Annotated in this window: 13 protein-coding genes; 2 read left to right on the plus strand and 11 right to left on the minus strand. The window is 65.6% G+C overall.

Annotated features, from left to right (window positions below; all coding sequences use genetic code 11):
* The first annotated feature begins 137 nt into the window (after window positions 1–137).
* Both VGN72_11385 and VGN72_11390 read left to right on the plus strand, forming a co-directional pair.
* On the plus strand, window positions 138–1,343 hold the full coding sequence (locus VGN72_11385; protein HEV7299958.1) for a hypothetical protein: 1,206 nt from the start codon (window positions 138–140) through the stop codon (window positions 1,341–1,343).
* A gap of 166 nt (window positions 1,344–1,509) precedes the next feature.
* The gene (locus tag VGN72_11390) at window positions 1,510–2,589 is read left to right on the plus strand and encodes a M20/M25/M40 family metallo-hydrolase (GenBank protein ID HEV7299959.1); all 1,080 of its coding nucleotides are present in this window, start codon (window positions 1,510–1,512) and stop codon (window positions 2,587–2,589) included.
* Between the two features lie 45 nt (window positions 2,590–2,634).
* Here the strand turns inward: VGN72_11390 and VGN72_11395 are convergent, their stop codons facing one another.
* From VGN72_11395 to VGN72_11445, 11 genes are all read right to left on the minus strand, one after another.
* Window positions 2,635–3,864: an alpha/beta hydrolase gene (locus VGN72_11395; protein ID HEV7299960.1), complete on the minus strand. Its 1,230-nt coding sequence runs from the start codon at window positions 3,862–3,864 to the stop codon at window positions 2,635–2,637.
* A 259-nt stretch (window positions 3,865–4,123) separates the two neighbouring features.
* Window positions 4,124–5,122, minus strand: coding sequence for a polysaccharide deacetylase family protein (locus tag VGN72_11400; protein HEV7299961.1), 999 nt, complete (start codon window positions 5,120–5,122; stop codon window positions 4,124–4,126).
* Window positions 5,119–6,411 (minus strand): glycosyltransferase family 4 protein, encoded by a 1,293-nt coding sequence (locus VGN72_11405; GenBank protein HEV7299962.1) that lies wholly within the window; start codon window positions 6,409–6,411, stop codon window positions 5,119–5,121. The genes VGN72_11400 and VGN72_11405 overlap by 4 nt, the downstream gene beginning before the upstream one ends.
* 31 nt (window positions 6,412–6,442) lie before the next feature.
* The gene (locus VGN72_11410; GenBank protein HEV7299963.1) at window positions 6,443–7,687 is read right to left on the minus strand and encodes a glycosyltransferase; all 1,245 of its coding nucleotides are present in this window, start codon (window positions 7,685–7,687) and stop codon (window positions 6,443–6,445) included.
* A complete protein-coding gene (locus tag VGN72_11415; GenBank protein HEV7299964.1) occupies window positions 7,684–8,949 on the minus strand; it encodes a hypothetical protein in 1,266 nt (421 codons plus the stop codon). The genes VGN72_11410 and VGN72_11415 overlap by 4 nt, the downstream gene beginning before the upstream one ends.
* A gap of 2 nt (window positions 8,950–8,951) precedes the next feature.
* A complete protein-coding gene (locus VGN72_11420; GenBank protein HEV7299965.1) occupies window positions 8,952–10,814 on the minus strand; it encodes a GNAT family N-acetyltransferase in 1,863 nt (620 codons plus the stop codon).
* 8 nt (window positions 10,815–10,822) lie between these two features.
* Window positions 10,823–11,938, minus strand: a complete 1,116-nt coding sequence (locus VGN72_11425) for a hypothetical protein (GenBank protein HEV7299966.1) — start codon at window positions 11,936–11,938, stop codon at window positions 10,823–10,825.
* Between the two features lie 33 nt (window positions 11,939–11,971).
* Window positions 11,972–12,736, minus strand: a complete 765-nt coding sequence (locus tag VGN72_11430; GenBank protein ID HEV7299967.1) for a hypothetical protein — start codon at window positions 12,734–12,736, stop codon at window positions 11,972–11,974.
* Window positions 12,726–13,679: an NAD(P)-binding domain-containing protein gene (locus VGN72_11435; protein HEV7299968.1), complete on the minus strand. Its 954-nt coding sequence runs from the start codon at window positions 13,677–13,679 to the stop codon at window positions 12,726–12,728. The genes VGN72_11430 and VGN72_11435 overlap by 11 nt, the downstream gene beginning before the upstream one ends.
* Complete coding sequence (locus VGN72_11440; protein HEV7299969.1) at window positions 13,676–15,139, minus strand: hypothetical protein; 1,464 nt, start codon at window positions 15,137–15,139, stop codon at window positions 13,676–13,678. The genes VGN72_11435 and VGN72_11440 overlap by 4 nt, the downstream gene beginning before the upstream one ends.
* The gene (locus VGN72_11445; GenBank protein ID HEV7299970.1) at window positions 15,105–16,343 is read right to left on the minus strand and encodes a glycosyltransferase family 4 protein; all 1,239 of its coding nucleotides are present in this window, start codon (window positions 16,341–16,343) and stop codon (window positions 15,105–15,107) included. The genes VGN72_11440 and VGN72_11445 overlap by 35 nt, the downstream gene beginning before the upstream one ends.
* Window positions 16,344–16,347 lie beyond the last annotated feature (4 nt).

Genomic DNA, 16,347 nt, shown 5'->3' on the forward strand with positions numbered 1-16,347 from the left:
ACCAACTCGCGTCATTCATCTGCCGGACTGGCCGCTTCAGCGGCCAGTTCTTCTTTGCGGGTGAAGCGTCGAAGCGCCCGTCGATAGCGAAGCCATCCCTACATCAAACCTCTCCCGCACGCTATGATCTCCCCCACATGGCGCAGCGAACATCTACCCCCATCTGGATCGTCTGTTCCGCACTGCTCGTGCTCGCCTGTGGCGTGGCGGGCGCGGTGCATTATGGGAAAGTGGCCCAGCTTGCAGACAGCACGCAGGCGAAGATGGAAGCCGCGGTGCCCGGCCTGATGTACCTGATGGCCGGCATCGCGCTGGCCGTGCTGATGGTAAAGCGACCATCCACCCCCACCGTCATTGCCCCACCCGCGGCGCCCGCAGCCGACCCGAACGAGGTCGCCGCCGATCCATGGTCGCAGATCAACCCGGTCTTCGAACAGTTGATCGAAGCTGTGGACGCGCTGAACCGCCGGATCGCCGAGCGACCCGTCGAACCCACCGCATCGCCCGCTGCGCCGGTGCCACCCGTACCGCCACGCCCCATCGGGTCCGCCGATCAATCCGCCCGAATGATCGAACTGCTCGACGACATTCGCGAGCTGTCGATGATGAGCGAGGCCCAGAAGCGGTCGCGCTTCCTGAACCACGCGAAGCGCCAGAAGTCCCTCATGCTACGGCAGGCGCGCAACCACCTTGGCGCCGGTCAGTTCGGCGAGGCCGAGCGCCTGATCGAACAATGCATCGCGGCCTACTCGAGCGACGACGACGTCGAGTTCGTCCGCCAGCAGCTGAACGACGCCCGCGACGCCGCGGCCACCACCGCGATCGACAACGCGCAGCACAAGGCGGAAGACCTGATGGCGTTGTCCCGCTTCGACGAGGCGATCGCGATCGCCGACGGGCTCATCAACGACTATCCCACGAACCACGAAGCCCAGGCGCTGCGCGACCGCATCGCCCGCGAGCGCGACTTGTTCCGCAACGCCGCCTGCCAACGACTGTTCGACGAAATTCGCACCGACATCGACCACCGCGACTGGCGCAAGGCCCTGGCCGGCACGCAAAAGCTGCTGGAAAGGTTTGGCGACCTGCCGCGCGCCGAAAAGGTGCGCAGCACGCTGCGCACCATTCAGGACAACGCGGAGATCCAGGAACGCCAGGAACTGGAGGCCCGCATCCAGGAGCTGATCCGCAGCAAGCGCTTTACCGATGCCGTCGAACTGTCGGAAGAGCTGATCGCGCGCTTCCCCGGTTCGCCGCAGGCCGACAAACTCCGCGACCTGCTACCGCGTCTGCGCGAACATGCGGTCACCCATGAGGCGGGGGATTTGGTGGATCGGAGTTAAGGCGCTTCTCCTGCCCTCCGGCCCCGCTCTCGGTACTCCGGAAAAGGCTGGGTGAGGGTAATTTCGAACTGCTGACGGTTCCCGAAAGAACAAATCACCCTCACCCAGCCTCTCCCATGAGTACATGGGAGAGGAGCCGGAACAATCACCCGTAATTACGACTCGCATGTCCCACGACCTCCTCACCCAAGTCTGCTCCCTACCCACCGCGCCCTTCGTCGAGTCGCAGGTCGTAGCGTTCGTCGAACGGTTCGTGAAGGCGCATCGGTCGATGTCGCTGCAGCGCGATCGCTTCGGCAACCTGCTGATCTCGTTGCCCGGCCGCTCGCGCGGGCCGCGGTGGGTGTTTACGGCCCACATGGATCACCCGGGGTTCGTCGCTGAGCGAATGATCGACAACCGCTCGCTGCATGCTCGCTTTCATGGTGGCGTGCTGAGCACGTACGTGCGCGGCTCGCGGGTGCGGTTTTTCAGTGGCAGCGATGAGATTCGCGGCACCGTGACCGACGTCGTTGACGGCGACCGTGGCTACCCCGCCACCGCGACCGTACGCGTTGCCCAAGCGGTAATGGCGGGCTCCGTAGGCATGTTCGACGTGGGCGAGGGCCGCATCCGTGGCAAGCGATTCCACAGCCGCGTTTGCGATGATCTGGCCGGCGCCGCGGCGGCGCTGGCCATGCTGGATCAGCTGAGCCGTAAGCGGCCTAAGTCGCCGGTGGCGGTCCTGCTGACGCGGGCGGAGGAAGAAGGCTTCATCGGCGCCATCGCAGCCTCCACCGATTCCAAACTGCTGCGCAAGACCGACCGCCTGATCGCCATCGAGTGCTCCGCCGCCCAGCCATACGCGCCGATCGGCGGTGGCTGCATCGTGCGCATCGGCGACCGCACGAGCGTCTTCAACTCGGCCATCAGCTACTTCATTACCCAACAGGCCGAAGCGCTCGCGAAGGCCGACAGAACCTTCAAGCACCAGCGCGCCCTGATGCCCGGCGGCACCTGCGAGGCCACCGTCTACGACGTCTACGGCTACACCGCCGGCTCGATCTGCGTGCCGCTGGGCAACTACCACAACATGGATAAGGCCAAGGGCAAGATCGCGGCCGAGTTCATTGATGTGAATGACTGGGACAGCATGGTCAAGCTGTTCATTGCGATCGCCCGGAACGGGCACACGTTCTCGCCGGATCACGCGATGCTCAAGCAACGGCTTGAGGCGCGGTTTGAGAAGTTCAAGAATTACTTTTAGCCGTGGCCGTCAAAGCCTCGAGCGTACTTGTCGTGGCGACAGCCCTTATAGAATCCGCCTCGCGTTATCGAAGAAATCGATCACGGCCTGGGCTGCGCCGGCGTCGTCGGCGATGCTGTTGTGGGAGCCGCGTTGGATCCAGTGGAACTGCTTGGGCTGCAGGGCTTGCAGGTAGAGGCTTTGGCCGTGCTCGAAGCGGATGATCTCGTCGTCGGTGCCGTGGATGACCAGCAGTGGCCTGGGCCACAGTTGCTGCGCAAGCTCGGCCGGCGCGAAGTCGGTGAGGTCGCGGCCGGTATGCAGCGATGCGATCGGCACGCCGATGTTGCGCAACAGCCAGTTTAGCGGCGTGGGGAACGTGTCGTACATCACGCTGTCGGCGAGCTTGCCGAGGTCGTCGAACGTGCCGTAAACCGCGACGGCGTCGATGTGCTGCCCCTCGACCGAATCGTCGGCCGCCGCGGCGACAATGGCGGCGGCGCCCATGCTGGCACCAAGGCCGAAGATCTGCATCGACCGCTCTGGCTGGGCCGCCATCAGCCACTGCACCGCGCCCAGCACATCGTGGCGTTCGCGGTCGCCGAAGGTCGACATCTGCCCACCGCTCTCACCGTGGGCGCGCAAATCGATCGCCAGCACGTTGTAACCCGCTGCGATTGGGCCGCGCGCCAGCAACAGGTGGTTGGACTTGTTGGCGCCCAATCCGTGGGCGACAAGCACTGTGGATGCCGCGCGATCGTTGTCGGCCGTTGATGGGATCCACCACCCCACGATCGGCGTGCCGTCCGTCGCCTCGAACATCACCCGGCGGTACTCGACGCCCATCTGAACTGTGGGGCTGTCGAGCGGCGTCACCTTCGGGCGGTAGACCATCAAAGTCGACATGACGTACGGCAACCCGATCGCCGCCAGCAGCAACACGCGCCCCATCGAGAACACGACGGCTAACAGGTAGGCGCTCACCATCGATCGCGGGCGAACGCTTCGCGAAAGCCGCGACAGCACGCCGTTGAAGCCGCGCAGGATCAGCAGCGCGCCCATGGCGAAGTAGGCGGTCAGCAGCATCTGCGAGATCGGCGCACGGGCGGTCGCCGCGTGCGCGAAGGCGAGCGTCAAACCGATGCCGATCAACAGCCCCCACAGCACCACGCCCCCCATCGACCAGAGCGGCTTTCGACTACCGGTAAGCCACGTCTCGAAACATCGCCAGGCCAAGGCAAGGATGGGCAGCACTACGTACAGCCCGGTCAGCAGAAGACTGGCGACATAAAGCATATCGGTCGGCACCTTTCCAATGCGCGGGCTGCACTTCATCTTAGCCGCACGGCCGAGGTCGCAACCACGGAACACATCGAGAATTTGAACAGCCGCCATTTTCAGACAAGGAATGGCTTGCCTGCCTCACCTGAACAGGTTAGAGTTTCGGCGTCGGGAGACCCCCGCGGAAGGTTCCCCCCCTCCTTTCGCACTCCCGATTTTTTTATGCGCTGATCTGGGCTGCGTCAGAAATCACTCTCCACGGCACCCCACCGATTTACTGGGCCACCTTGCCGCGAACCAGCCGCAGGTACGTGTCGCGGAACAGGCCGTAGACGAGCACGTCGGACCGGTACGTCCTGCATTGGCCGATGATCGACGACTCGCCGTGCGGGCAGAATCGGCCCAAGCGCAGCAGGTCGGAATCGGGCTCGCCAAGCGGCAAGGCGCTCTTCTCGGGGCGCACCGTGAAGCCGACCTTCAGCCCCGCTTCCCTGCAAATCCGCACTACCTCCAGCGAATGTCCACCGTTTGGATAAGCGATGGAGATCGGCGTTTTTCCCGTCATCTCGGTCAGCATCGCCTGTGCGCCGGCAACCTGCTCGCGCACCTGGTCGGGCGGGTAGTTCGTTAGAATGCCGTGGTTGGCGGTGTGGTTGCCGATGTGCACGTACGGGTTGCTCGCGAAGTCGCGCAGTTCGCTCGGTGTGAACGGCCGATCTATATCGCTGCGCGGGCGGAAGGCGTCGGTGCCGAAGTGACGAGTCAGTTGGACCTCCATCGCCTCGGTCGTCATCGACTTCATCGCCGCGCCCTCGCGGTAGATCTGCTGCGGCGACGCGCCACGCTGGCAGCGCTCGCGGTGCAGCACGTCCCACCAGAAGCACTTGTTGTCGCGCACGTGGTTGGCCGAGATGAAGAACGTCGCCGGCACGCGGAACTCGTTCAGGATCGGCAGCGCCAGTGCGTTGTTGAAGTAACCGTCATCGAACGTGATCAGCGCGTACTTCCGGTCGGCCTTCAGGCCGTTCAGCACGTCCTGCGGGTCGATGAACGTGTAGCCGTGTTCCAGGTAGTACTCGATGAACTGCCGGAACTGCGCAACGGTGGTGCGCTGCAGCGGGTCGACATGGTTCATCGCGATCTCGCGTTCGTCGCGGAACAGCGAGTGGAACAGGAACGACATGAGCGCCGGCCGCTCCGGGCGAACGCCGAGGTAGGCACGCGCGAAGACCGAGTCGGTGTTGCGGATGAGCGTTTGAGCGACGTTGATCATGCGGTCTGCTTTCGTCGTGGCACGTCGATCTTCATCTCCGGCGCCGCCGCCGCCACCGGCACGGGCGCCTTGGGTTGTTGCACACGCGCAGCGCTGCGGCGAGCGTCTCCCACCACGTCGTGGAACGCGCCGAGCGTGTCGTTGACCATCGCGTCGGTCGTGAACCGCGCCGCCATACGGCGCGACTCTCGCCCGCTGCGCGCCAGCGAAGCCGGATTGGCGGCCAGTTCGGTTAACGCTGCGGCGAAGCCGTCGACATCGCCCGCTTCGACCATGGCGCCGTTACGGCCGGGCTCAATGAGGATCTCAACCCCTGCCGAGCGCGTCGCGACGATGGGGTGGCCCGCCGCCATCGCTTCGATGATCACGTAGGGCAGGCCCTCCTTGCGGCTGGACAGGGCAAAGATGTCGAACGCCGCCAGCAGCTCGCGCGCATCGCGCTCACCGAGCCAGATGACCTTGTCGGTTACACCCAACTTGGCCGCCAGTTCGCGCAGTGATGCATCCAACGGCCCGGCCCCCACCATCGCCAGCCGCGATTGCGGCACCTGTCGCACGGTGGCAGCGAACGCCTTCAGCAGCACGTCCGGCGCCTTCTGTTCGACCAGCCGACCGACGAAGCCGATCACGACCGCGTCGGACGCCACGCCCAGCGCCTGCCTGGCCGCTGTGCGATCGGTTAGCTTCATCGGGCCGATGCCGTTGGGCACGGTGATGACGCGCGACTGGCCCAGGCCAATGCGAATGGCCGCCCGGGCCTCCTCCGGCGATACCGCGACGATGAGCGATGTGCCCCAGCTGAGGACGCGCTCGATCGCCTGGTAGAACGTGCGCTTCCACCACGCCAAGCCCGGGTCCATCATGATGAGGCCGTGCAGCGTGTAGACGACCTTCGCGCCGGTGCAGAAGCCAGCCAGCCGTGCCAGCGCGCCACCCTTGGAACTGTGACCATGCACGACGTCGAATGGCCCGTTCTGGCGCATGTACCGGCGTATCGCGCGCACGGCATGAAGATCACTAGGGTGAATGCCGGTGCGCATCGGCATCGCCACCGCACGCAGGTCGGGCAACTCGCCGAGCCGCTGCATGAACATGCGATCGGCGCGGGTGGGCGAGTAGACCATATGCACCTCGCAGCCACGCGCGGTCAGGCCGTCGGCCAGGTCGCACACGTGCCGCCCGGTGCCGCCGCCGCTCGATTCGACGATCAGCAACACGCGCAGCGGCGCGGGCGTCGCAACTTCAATGCTCGCGGCCGACGTTTCACTCGTAAGACGATCGATGGGCATGTGTCTGTTCCTATTCCTCGTCCACTTCCGCTCAAGCATTGCCCGTCAATGGCGCGGGGGCGCCACCGGCTGCGGTCGTTCGCCATTCCGAGACACTTGCGGGCTTCGGTGATGAGCCGCCGGTGGCCAACTTCAGATAAAGGTCCTCGTAGCGGCGGGTGACGGCGTCCAAGTCGAACAGTTCGCGCACCCGCTGGCGGCCCTGCTGACCGAGTTGTGCTCGGCCGGTGGCGCCCATCGCGATCATGTCGCCCCAGGCATCGGCCATCGCCTGGGGGTCGCGGCGCGGCACGATCCGGCCGAAGTCACCCACGATCAGCGACGCGTCACCGACGTCGGTCGACACGCACGGCACGCCGCACGACATCGCCTCGCCGAGCACCAGCGGGAAAGCCTCGCTGATCGACGACAGCACCGCCACGTCCATCGCCGCATGAACTCGCGCCACGTCGCGGCGCGGCCCAAGCAGCACGATTCGGTCCACGAGGCCGAGCGCGTCGATCTGTTCCATCAGTTCCGCGTTATCCCGATTCATGTTCGCGCCGTAGACGACAAACCGCGCGCTGGCATGCCGCTTCGCCAACAGGGCCGCGGCCTGAAGGAAGTTTCCGGGGTCCTTCATTGGGTCGTACCGCGCTGCCAGACCGAACACGACTTCGTCGTCACGCAGGCCCAGTTCCTGCCGAACGTTGCGCCGCGCATCGGCGTCGGGCCGGAACAGCGACGTGTCGAACCCGTTGGGGATGACGGTCAATTTCTCGGCCGCGAAGCCGCGCTCGGCGTAGTGGGTGCGGGAATAGTTGGAACAAAGCACGATCTGCGATGGCACGCGTCGCGATAGCTTTGCGCAGGCGGACACCGTGAGCAGCGTCGACCGCTTCGCCACGCCGCGCACGTGTTCGGAATGGTGCACGCCCCACACCACGTGGGCGTCGCACCCCATGCGCGACGCGATGCCACCGATAAGGTTCGAGTGGTCCATCCACGTCTGCACGACCGCCGGCCGCGCGGCCCGCAGGTGCCGGGCCAGCCGCCATACGCCGCGCGGGTCGGGCAGGCCGGGCTTCATGCCGATGACGGTGATCGGGATGCCCGCCTTGATGAGCGGGCCGGCGACCGTCATGTCGTCGATCAGCGCGACGACCGACGGTTCGAATCGGTCGCGGTCGGTGCGCAGCACCAGGTTGCACAGCATCGCTTCAGCGCCGCCAAACTGGAAGCTGTTGATGACGTGCACGATCCGGATCTTTGTCGCGTTGTGCTCGCGGCCGTTCATACGCTTTTCTCCAGAACGGCCACGTGCGGCCCATTGATCTCGACGCGCCGCAACGACCGGCCGAGCGACAGGAACAACTTCTTGACCGGCTTCATCGAGCGGACGACCGCCGGCATCGGGTCCGACCAGCTGAAGAACGCGAACGTCTGGCGGTACATGATGCTGAGCAGCCACGCGCCAAGCGTGATCTGGCCCAGTTCCCACAGTTCACCGAACGCCGCGAAGTCGCGGTACGGGTCCCAGAGGCGCATGCCGCGGGCGTACGAGTCCATCGTCGGTAGCGGCTCACCGACGATGCGGTTGTAGACGAACAGCGCGATGCCGCAGCCGCTGGCCGACACCAGACAGTTAGACGCGGTGAAGCGCGCGTTGCACTCGATCACCTTGTATTCGCCATCACGTGGGTCGCGTTTGAACTCGATGTTGGCCAATCCGCGCAGGCCAGCCTGCTTGAAGAGGCGGTTGGAGTGATCGATGATCTCCGGCACCCAGTCGGTAATGTGATAGCACGCGGTGCCCATGCCGCTGGGGTACCGGCGGATGATGCGCTTCGTGAAGTCGAACAGTGGCTTGCCGTCCTCGTCCAGGTACGTGTAGTAGCTGCACAGCTGGCTATCGGGGCCCGGCACCCATTCCATGATCAGCACGTCCAGCTTTGCCGCCGTGGACTTGTCGAACGTCTCCATGAGCTCGTCGAAATTTGCGACGATCACGTGCTTGCGCCCGAAGTGCGCCTCGAACAGGTGCGACAGGCGAGGCTTGACCAGCACGGGAAACGCGAGCGACTCGCGCAGCTCCAGGATCTGCTCGCGCGTGGCGCTTTCCCAGAAGCGCGGCGTCGGCACGCCGGCGGCCTTGGCGTGGCGGTAGGTGGTGAACTTGTCCAGCATGTCCGCCTGCGCCGCCGGGTTGCACAGGTCAAGCTTGAAGCGCAGCGACAGTTCCTGGCGATAGCGCATCAGCACCTGAATGCCGGTGTCGCTGCACGTTAGCAGGACCGCGCCGCGCAGATGATCGGCCTTCGGCGACAGCAGGAACTGGCCCCACGCGTCCTCGATCGGCCCTTTCACACGCACGTCGATCCAGCGGCAGTACCGCGAGTGGCGCACGACCGATTCGGCGCCGCAGATCGCGTACACCTTCACGCCGGCGCGGCCGAGATCGCGCGCCACCGATAGCGCGTTGGCCTCGCCCCCCAGCAGGATGACGGGCGGCCGCTTGCGAGCCACGCGCTCGCCGGTCGCCTCTGTTGTCGCAGTCATATCTACGCTCCGTGAACAACCTCGGCGGCCGTTGCCGTCCGGCGCTTGCCTTGTTGTCGTACCACCGACGTTGCGAGCGACGGTGTCGCCGGTGCCGGTTCTTCTTGTGCATCGCTCGGCTCCACAGCCGGCACGCTGGATGGGATCGGGGTCGATAAACAGTTGTCCGCGTGCTGCGCCAACATAATGCTCCGCCGGCCCGTGTGACACGTTTGCGTGATCGACCGCTCGAGGATCATGCCGGGCACACGACAGACCGCCTCGGCAATACGGCCGCGGCTTGGCGAAACCACGATCACCGGCGCCCCGTTGGCGATGGTGACCGCGTGCCGCAACATATGTTCGATAAAGCTCGCCGGTCCACGGCGCGGCGACGTCGCGGTGCTGTAGAGGTCGAACAGGACGACGCTGGTGGAAGGAACCGTTAGGCCTGGCATCACTTCCGCGAGCCCCTCGGGATCGGGCCCGTGCGCCAGCCACCCGCAGTGCAGCAGGCGTTGGCCGTCGATCACGCTGTACAGATGGTTGCCAGACTCGATACGCCGCAGCGCGCTCGACACGAACTGCCGCTGCGAGATGCCCAACTCGCTCAGGTCGCAGTCCAGCAACTGCTTCAGCGTATCGCGGCGGGCCAAGGGGTACTCATTCGGATTCGCCAGGGATGCCGGTGACCACCGGTATACGTTGGTGACCTGGCGCGACGCGCTCCAGTCGGTGGCCCAGCGCGTCACGGCCTGGGCAGCCTTCAGCGGGCCCATCGAGCGCACCTCGCGCGAGGCGGCCTTGGCCTTGGCAGGCTGAATGCCGACCTTCGTCAAACCGGATCGAATCGCGCCGTCCGCACGCAGCATGAAGGCAGCGCGTTGCCGAGCGGCGGAGGTGGGGAAGATCGAAACCTCGCGCACCTCGTCCCAGGCCGTTGCGAACCGCTCTTTGTACGCATCGCCGCCGGGCGTAAGGTCGAGCTGCCCGTAACCCTGCTTCATCAGCAGTTGCGCCAGCATCAGCACGTGAATCTTGCCTGGCGAATGCGACCCAAGGGCGGCGTTGTGACAGATCAAGCTGACGATGCCGTCGCGCTTGCCCATCGCGTTCAGATGGGCCGACGCGACCTGATCGCCGACCTTCAACACGGTGACGTGCAGCAGGCCGGGCGTGCGCATCAGGCTCAGGTGAAACGGGCGCTTGCACGGATCGTGCTGAAACGGCGCCACGCCATCGATCGCCAGGCGGCGCAGGTCGTACGATTCGATGATCGTACCGAGCAGCCGTTCAAACTCGGCCGGATCCGTGATGTGCACGAGGGCAACGTTGCCGAACTTCTTCATCCGCCGAATGCGACTCTTGTTGCCCGACTTCTTCAGCGAGGCCTCGACCTCCTTGCCGTCGTCGAAGCGCATCAGGGGCCGGCGGTGCCACTTGGTGGTGACACGAGATTGAAGCGACGCATCATCAAGCCAAGCGGTGGGCGACGACGGCTGCATGTATCGCAGCGCAAGGCCGCTGGATGCCAGCAGTGGCTGCAGCGCCACCATCGCCAACCTCATGAACGTGTCGCCATGCTCGGGAGCGGAGACGCAGGATTGATACTCCGCCTGATGCGCGCCAGCCACCACCACTCGTCCACCGCGAATGGCCTTGCCCAAGGGCAACACGGCGAGCAGCGCGCCAGTATCGCTTCGGCCCAGCACCAACAGCGGCTCGTAATGCTCGCGATATGCGCCGTACCACGCGTCGGCGAAGCCGTGCGCCTGGCACGTGGTGGCCCACGGACACTGGTCCCACAGCTGGGCCCAGGCGCCGCGGAACGCCTCGTCGGCCATCAGCCGGTGCGCGTCGAAGTTGTGAACAATCTCGATCTTCATGTGTGCCCTTATGCATCCTGCGCGGCAGCGGCCATCTCGTTCGCCATCGACGCCGACCGTTCGAACAACATTCGACGAAGCAGATGCGTCGCCACCGGGAAGCATCCGTCGCGCTTCTTGTAGTGGTAGTAGAGGTTCGGCGTGCCGTTCACCTCCAAAATCACGCCGCCCGAATCCGCCAACGGCACGGTCGGGTCGGCGGTAACGATGTCGATGCCGGCGAAGCGGACGCGCAGCGATCGCGCGGCCCGCGCACCGTCGTTGATGATCGACTGGCACAGCAACGGCGTCGCCGTCGTGTTGTCGGCGCCGCTGTTCTCGTTCACGACCGTCTTCAGCGTCACCTGCGTGCCCGCCGCCGGAACCGATCGCAGCGAGAGGCCCTGCTTGGCCAGCGTGCGGCGCATGTCGAGGTCGACCGACAACAGCACCTGCGAGATGTCCGAACCGTTCCGCAGTCGTTCATCGTTCGCCCGGCGAACCAGGCCGGCGACGTTCGTCCGCCCATCGCCCACCACCGAAGGCAGCCGGCGGACGAACGAGTCGATCAGCACGCCGTCGAGGTACAGCAGGCGGTAGTTGTCGCCATGGATCTGCTCTTCGATCATCAGCTCGTCGTTGTACACCGCCGCCCACGCCGCGGCGCGAGCCAGATGCGATGGTCTGCGGATGCCGGTCGTCACCCCGCGCCCCCCACCGGTGCCACCGGCCGGTTTCACGACGCAGTCGCCAAGGCACGTGCTTATGAACGCCTTGGCCGGCCCAAGCTCGCCGATCGAGAACGCGGCGTGGCGCGGTACGCTCAGCCCTTCCTCGCGCAGAAGGCGATGCGTGAGCACCTTGTCGTGTAGCACCGCCAGCGTGACCGGATCGTCGATCGCCGTCACGTTGTCCGTGACGTACGTGCGTTGGCCGTCGAGGTCGATCTCGCCGATGCCCGATCCCAGCGCCGTGTACGTCGCGCCAATCTCGCTAGCCGCCTCGCGCCAGGTGCGCTGGTAGAACGCCGTGTGAGATCGGCCCGACGTCCTGCGGCGCGGGTCGCGAAATCGCAGGAACGCGCGGCCCATGGCCAGCGCGTACAGGCCGCGGAGCGTGAGGGGTTGTGTCCAGACGTCAATCATGTTCGTCTCGCGTCGGTAGCGATCGCTGCGCGGCTAGTGGGCCACGTTCTCCAACACGGGTTGGGGTTGCCCGCTGACCGGCCCGCCGCGCTCGACCGGGCAATCCATGGTCGTCAGGAGTTGATCGACCCAGGCATTGGAGAAGTTGCCCTGCTTCACCGATTCCAGGTACGTCGCATTGGTGGCGGCGTGCGACTGAAGGCGGAACAGAAGCTCCTCGGCGATGCCCTGCGGCACCACCACCACTCCGGCGGCGTCGCCGACGATCAGGTCGCCGGGGTTCACCACGATGCCGCCACAGGTAATCGGGTAGTTGATCTCGCCCGGCCCGCGGTGCAGCGGGCCAATCGGCGTCGTGCCACGCGCGAAGACCGGAAAGTCCAGTTCCTGAATGCTCGGCAGATCGCGCACGAGCCCGTCGATGACGAAGCCCGCAGCGCCGCGGTGCTTGGCCTTCGTGGAGATCAGGTCGCCGAGCACGGCGTTCATGCGCGAGCCGCCTGCATCCACCATGACGATGTCGCCGGGTTCCAGCACGTCGAGGGCCTTATGCACCATGAGGTTGTCGCCGGGGAACACCTTAACCGTGCATGCGGGCCCGCAGATCTGGTGGCTGGGGCTGGTCAGGCAGCGGATCTCAGGGTTCACCGCGTACAGGCGGTTCAGCAGGTCGGAAATGTCGGGCGTGGCAAACGCGCGGAACTGGCGCATGAGGTCGGCCGACAGCCGCTCGAAGTTCATCTTCACGCGGAAGCCGGGGCCCGGGTGCAGGTGAGCCGATCGTGGTTTATTGGCCATAATTGTCTCCCGCGGTCACGGTCGGACCGCCAGCGGTTGCGGTGGCGTTGTCACGCGCGGCGCTACTCAGCTGTCGGACGAACGATTCGACCGTCCAGCCTTTGGCGTGCGCCGTATCGAACGACACGTTTGCGATGTCCTGATGCATCTGTCGGACGGCCGTGATGACGCAGGGCTCAAGCCCTGCGGCTACGGCGGTCGATTCGAGTTCGGCAACTTCCGTCGTGCGACGAGCCGCGTGCGTGGCATACGTTGGGAGCATGCGCTCGACCAACGCGTGAATGCCCGGGTAGATCGTTGCCGTCTCGCTCAACATCGCGTCGAGCATGCCACGCTGATCGGCGAGCATGGCGAGCTCGGCGTAAAGTGCGCACACGCCTTTCGACAGCCCGCTCAGCAGCATCTTCATCGACGATGCCGCGCCGACCTCGCGGCCGAGCACGCGCGTCTTCACGGCGTCACCAAATAGCCCCGCAACGCGCTGCGCGTGTAGCCCACTGAGGAACATCGTCGCGCTGCTGGTCAGGTTCTTCGCCAAGCCGTTGATCGCGCCGTCGACGTACTGAATGCGCTGCCGCTTCAACCGATCGCCGATCGCAATGGCCAGTTCGGGCGAGACGGAGTTGAGGTCGACGTAGAGCGCGGGGCTGCGCACGCCGCGTGCGGCATCGCAGTAGTCGGTCGCCGCCTGTTCGGCCACCGCGGGGACGACGAGCGAGAAGACGACGTCCGCCTCGTGGGCAACCGCCGCGAGCGAGTCGAGCACCTCTACGCCAGCGGCGTTGGCGCGGTCGGTCGTCTCACGGCTACGCCCACCCGATGTGGTGACGACGCGGCAACCGCGGGCCTTCAGGACCGCCGCGATCGCGGCGCCCATCTCGCCCATCTGCAGGACGCCGGCCGTCACCGAGTGTGCGAAGTTGTCGGAAGGTTGGTGGATCATTCGCCCTCCGACCATCTGCGTCGCGCGTTGCCGCTGTTTGCAGTTGTTGCTGGCGCGGGTCGAGCCGCGTCATCTGCGCGCCACGCCGAACGGCGCACGCGTGGTTGATGCGCAACTACCCGCTCGGCGACCGCCACCGGCAGGCTGCCGGGGGCCCGGCAGACCTCGGGCCAGATGCTCAGCCAGCCCAGCGTCATCCAGAGCGATAGCAGTTGCAGGTAGCTGGTAGTGATGGTGACGCCAACCAGCCACACCATGGTGATGGCCGCGAACGCGGCGCTGTAGCCCGATTTCCTCCAGCAGCGCACCAGGTGCATCGCGACGCAGCCCACCGCGACTACGCCGATCAATCCTGTCTCATAAACGTACGTCAACAGCACGCTCCACACGGCTTCCAGCTGATACTCGCGGCTCAAGACCGGCGATGTCAGCCCCAGCCCGAAGCCACAGATCGCGTTGGCGACTCCGGTGTCCAGCCACAGGTTCAACCCGATCAATAGCGACTGGGATCGGTCCTCCCACGAACTGTTGCCCATCTCCGACCCGCCGACGCGGTTCGCCAGTGACGTTATGGCCATCCACAGCATGAACGGCGTGATCACGCCGAACATCAACAGGATGGTGGCGTACGTGCCGGAGGTGGCCTTGGACCGCACGAACCACGTGGCGATGAACACCGCAGCGGCCAGCAGCGTGATGGCGGCGTGGCCCGATTGCGAGAAGATGATCAGCGACAGCCCGCCCGCAGCGGCGCACGCGAACAGAATGCGCTGCCAGCGCTCCGGTGTTAGCCGGAATCGCACGAGGCCCAGCAGGTTCGCCATCCACAGCAGCACCCAAGGTGCCAGGGAGCTCGACATGGCCGACGGCTCGGGGAAGATGCCGAACGGTCGGCGCTGGTAGCGGGCGATGGTGACGGCGTTGTCCTGCACGCTCAGGAACGACGGGTTGTAGTACAGCCACAGCAGCGGGAACTCGCCGGATGCGAAGACCATCAGCTGCCACAGCCCCACCGCAAAGTGCAATAGCGTTGCGCAGGCAGCGCCAGTCAGGAACGCCAGCAGGTACCGTGGCGCGCACAGCTGCACCGCCAGCAGCGGCACGAGCGACGTCATCCAGACCAGCAGGGATTTCAGCCCCAACGACGCGTCGCCGTTGCCCTCGACCGACACGCGCAGCACCGACAGGCACAGCGGCGCGATCATCAGCGGGTAGATCCAGAACGGCCGGTTGCGCCACGAGACGAACAGCAGCCCGGCGCAAATGAGCGCAGCCAGGAAGTGGCCGACCTGGAGCGCGGTCTGATCGCCGACCGGAATCCCCATGTAGGGAATCAGGCTGAAGAAACCGAGCGAGCCGACCAGCAGCGCAAAGCGACCACTGTCATCGAGCGATGACGGGATCGTGCGGTACTCGAGCGGCAGTTCAGTGCGCGGGAGATGTGCGGATGGTGCAAACATCCTCCTCCCTTCGTCCCTCGGTGGAGATGGCGACGTACGCCGTCGCGGTGGCGCGGGCGGCGGCCTTCCACGAGTAGCGTTGCTTGGCCGCCTGCATCGCCTGCAGCAGCCCCTGCCGCGCCTCGGCCGATTCCAAAGACCGAACGGCCGTCGCCAGCGCCTCGGGCGTGGGCTCGTTGAACGTCGCGCCGATCTGCGCCTCGCGCAGCAGATCGCGCAGCCCACCCTCTTCGCTGGCCACCACGGGCAGGCCGTACGCCAGCGCCATGTAGACCACGCCGCTCTGGGCGACGAACTGCTTCGTGTACGGCAGCACGATCGCGCTGTGCGATTTAAACAGCGGCCCGACCTCCTCATCCTTGATGAAGCGGTCGACCAGCGTCACCTCAACGCCCATCTCTCGCAGGCGTTTGATCTGCGGCACGATCTGCGCGGCGAAGTAATCGCGGTCCCACACGTCGCCGGCAATGGTGATGCTGTAGCCCGGCAACGATTCGGCGGCCTTCAGCAGCAGGTGCAGGCCCTTGTTCATGCGGATCGCGCCGAAGAACAGCAGCCGCTTCCAGGTCATGCGCTCATCGATGCTGGCGGACGGTTCCGCATCGGGCACGGTCCACACGCCGTGCGGCGTAACGTGGATCGGCGGGTGCGCCGGGCCCAGGAACGCCTTCAGTTCTTCAGCCAAGCGATCGGTCAGCACGAACAGGCCGTCGCACTGCATAAACGCGCGACGGCACAGCCGATCGACGAATGCCTTTGGCAGGTACGTCGGATACCGGTGCGGGTAGACGTTGTGAACGGTGTGGTAGACGCGCTTGCCCTGACGCTGAAGGCCGCGGATAAGCGGCATCGCCAGCCAGTACTTCCACTCCTGCAGGTGGACGCCTGCAATGTCAGGGCGCGTCTTCAGCCACGTCAGGAACGCGCGCTCGCGGCGCGGGTAGTGCGTCACCCGGCTCAGCACCCAGGCCAGCCGGTTCGCGTACGACCGCTTGTGATGCAACGCCGGCAAGATCGGGTGGACCGGGTAGGGCTTGTCGCGAAACTGCGGTTGCAGGTCGACGCTGCTCAGCAGTTCGTAGCGGTAGCCACCGTGCGACTGGGCAGCCAGCGCCGTCATCAGCTCAGCGGTGTACAACGGGTGCCCACCGCTGGCCGACGGGGTAAACATGCAGATCGTTTGCGGTTCGGTCGACTGTTTCATAACG

The organism is Tepidisphaeraceae bacterium (assembly GCA_035998445.1).
Taxonomy (GTDB): domain Bacteria; phylum Planctomycetota; class Phycisphaerae; order Tepidisphaerales; family Tepidisphaeraceae; genus DASYHQ01.

What these genes read in the sequence shown, in the direction of transcription:
- VGN72_11415 (HEV7299964.1), bottom strand. Translation starts at nt 8,949, where the DNA reads ATGACTGCGACAACAGAGGCGACCGGCGAGCGCGTGGCTCGCAAGCGG.
- VGN72_11405 (HEV7299962.1), bottom strand. Translation starts at nt 6,411, where the DNA reads ATGCCCATCGATCGTCTTACGAGTGAAACGTCGGCCGCGAGCATTGAA.
- VGN72_11390 (HEV7299959.1), top strand. Translation starts at nt 1,510, where the DNA reads ATGTCCCACGACCTCCTCACCCAAGTCTGCTCCCTACCCACCGCGCCC.
- VGN72_11440 (HEV7299969.1), bottom strand. Translation starts at nt 15,139, where the DNA reads ATGTTTGCACCATCCGCACATCTCCCGCGCACTGAACTGCCGCTCGAG.
- VGN72_11445 (HEV7299970.1), bottom strand. Translation starts at nt 16,343, where the DNA reads ATGAAACAGTCGACCGAACCGCAAACGATCTGCATGTTTACCCCGTCG.
- VGN72_11435 (HEV7299968.1), bottom strand. Translation starts at nt 13,679, where the DNA reads ATGATCCACCAACCTTCCGACAACTTCGCACACTCGGTGACGGCCGGC.
- VGN72_11425 (HEV7299966.1), bottom strand. Translation starts at nt 11,938, where the DNA reads ATGATTGACGTCTGGACACAACCCCTCACGCTCCGCGGCCTGTACGCG.
- VGN72_11430 (HEV7299967.1), bottom strand. Translation starts at nt 12,736, where the DNA reads ATGGCCAATAAACCACGATCGGCTCACCTGCACCCGGGCCCCGGCTTC.
- VGN72_11420 (HEV7299965.1), bottom strand. Translation starts at nt 10,814, where the DNA reads ATGAAGATCGAGATTGTTCACAACTTCGACGCGCACCGGCTGATGGCC.
- VGN72_11385 (HEV7299958.1), top strand. Translation starts at nt 138, where the DNA reads ATGGCGCAGCGAACATCTACCCCCATCTGGATCGTCTGTTCCGCACTG.
- VGN72_11400 (HEV7299961.1), bottom strand. Translation starts at nt 5,122, where the DNA reads ATGATCAACGTCGCTCAAACGCTCATCCGCAACACCGACTCGGTCTTC.
- VGN72_11410 (HEV7299963.1), bottom strand. Translation starts at nt 7,687, where the DNA reads ATGAACGGCCGCGAGCACAACGCGACAAAGATCCGGATCGTGCACGTC.
- VGN72_11395 (HEV7299960.1), bottom strand. Translation starts at nt 3,864, where the DNA reads ATGCTTTATGTCGCCAGTCTTCTGCTGACCGGGCTGTACGTAGTGCTG.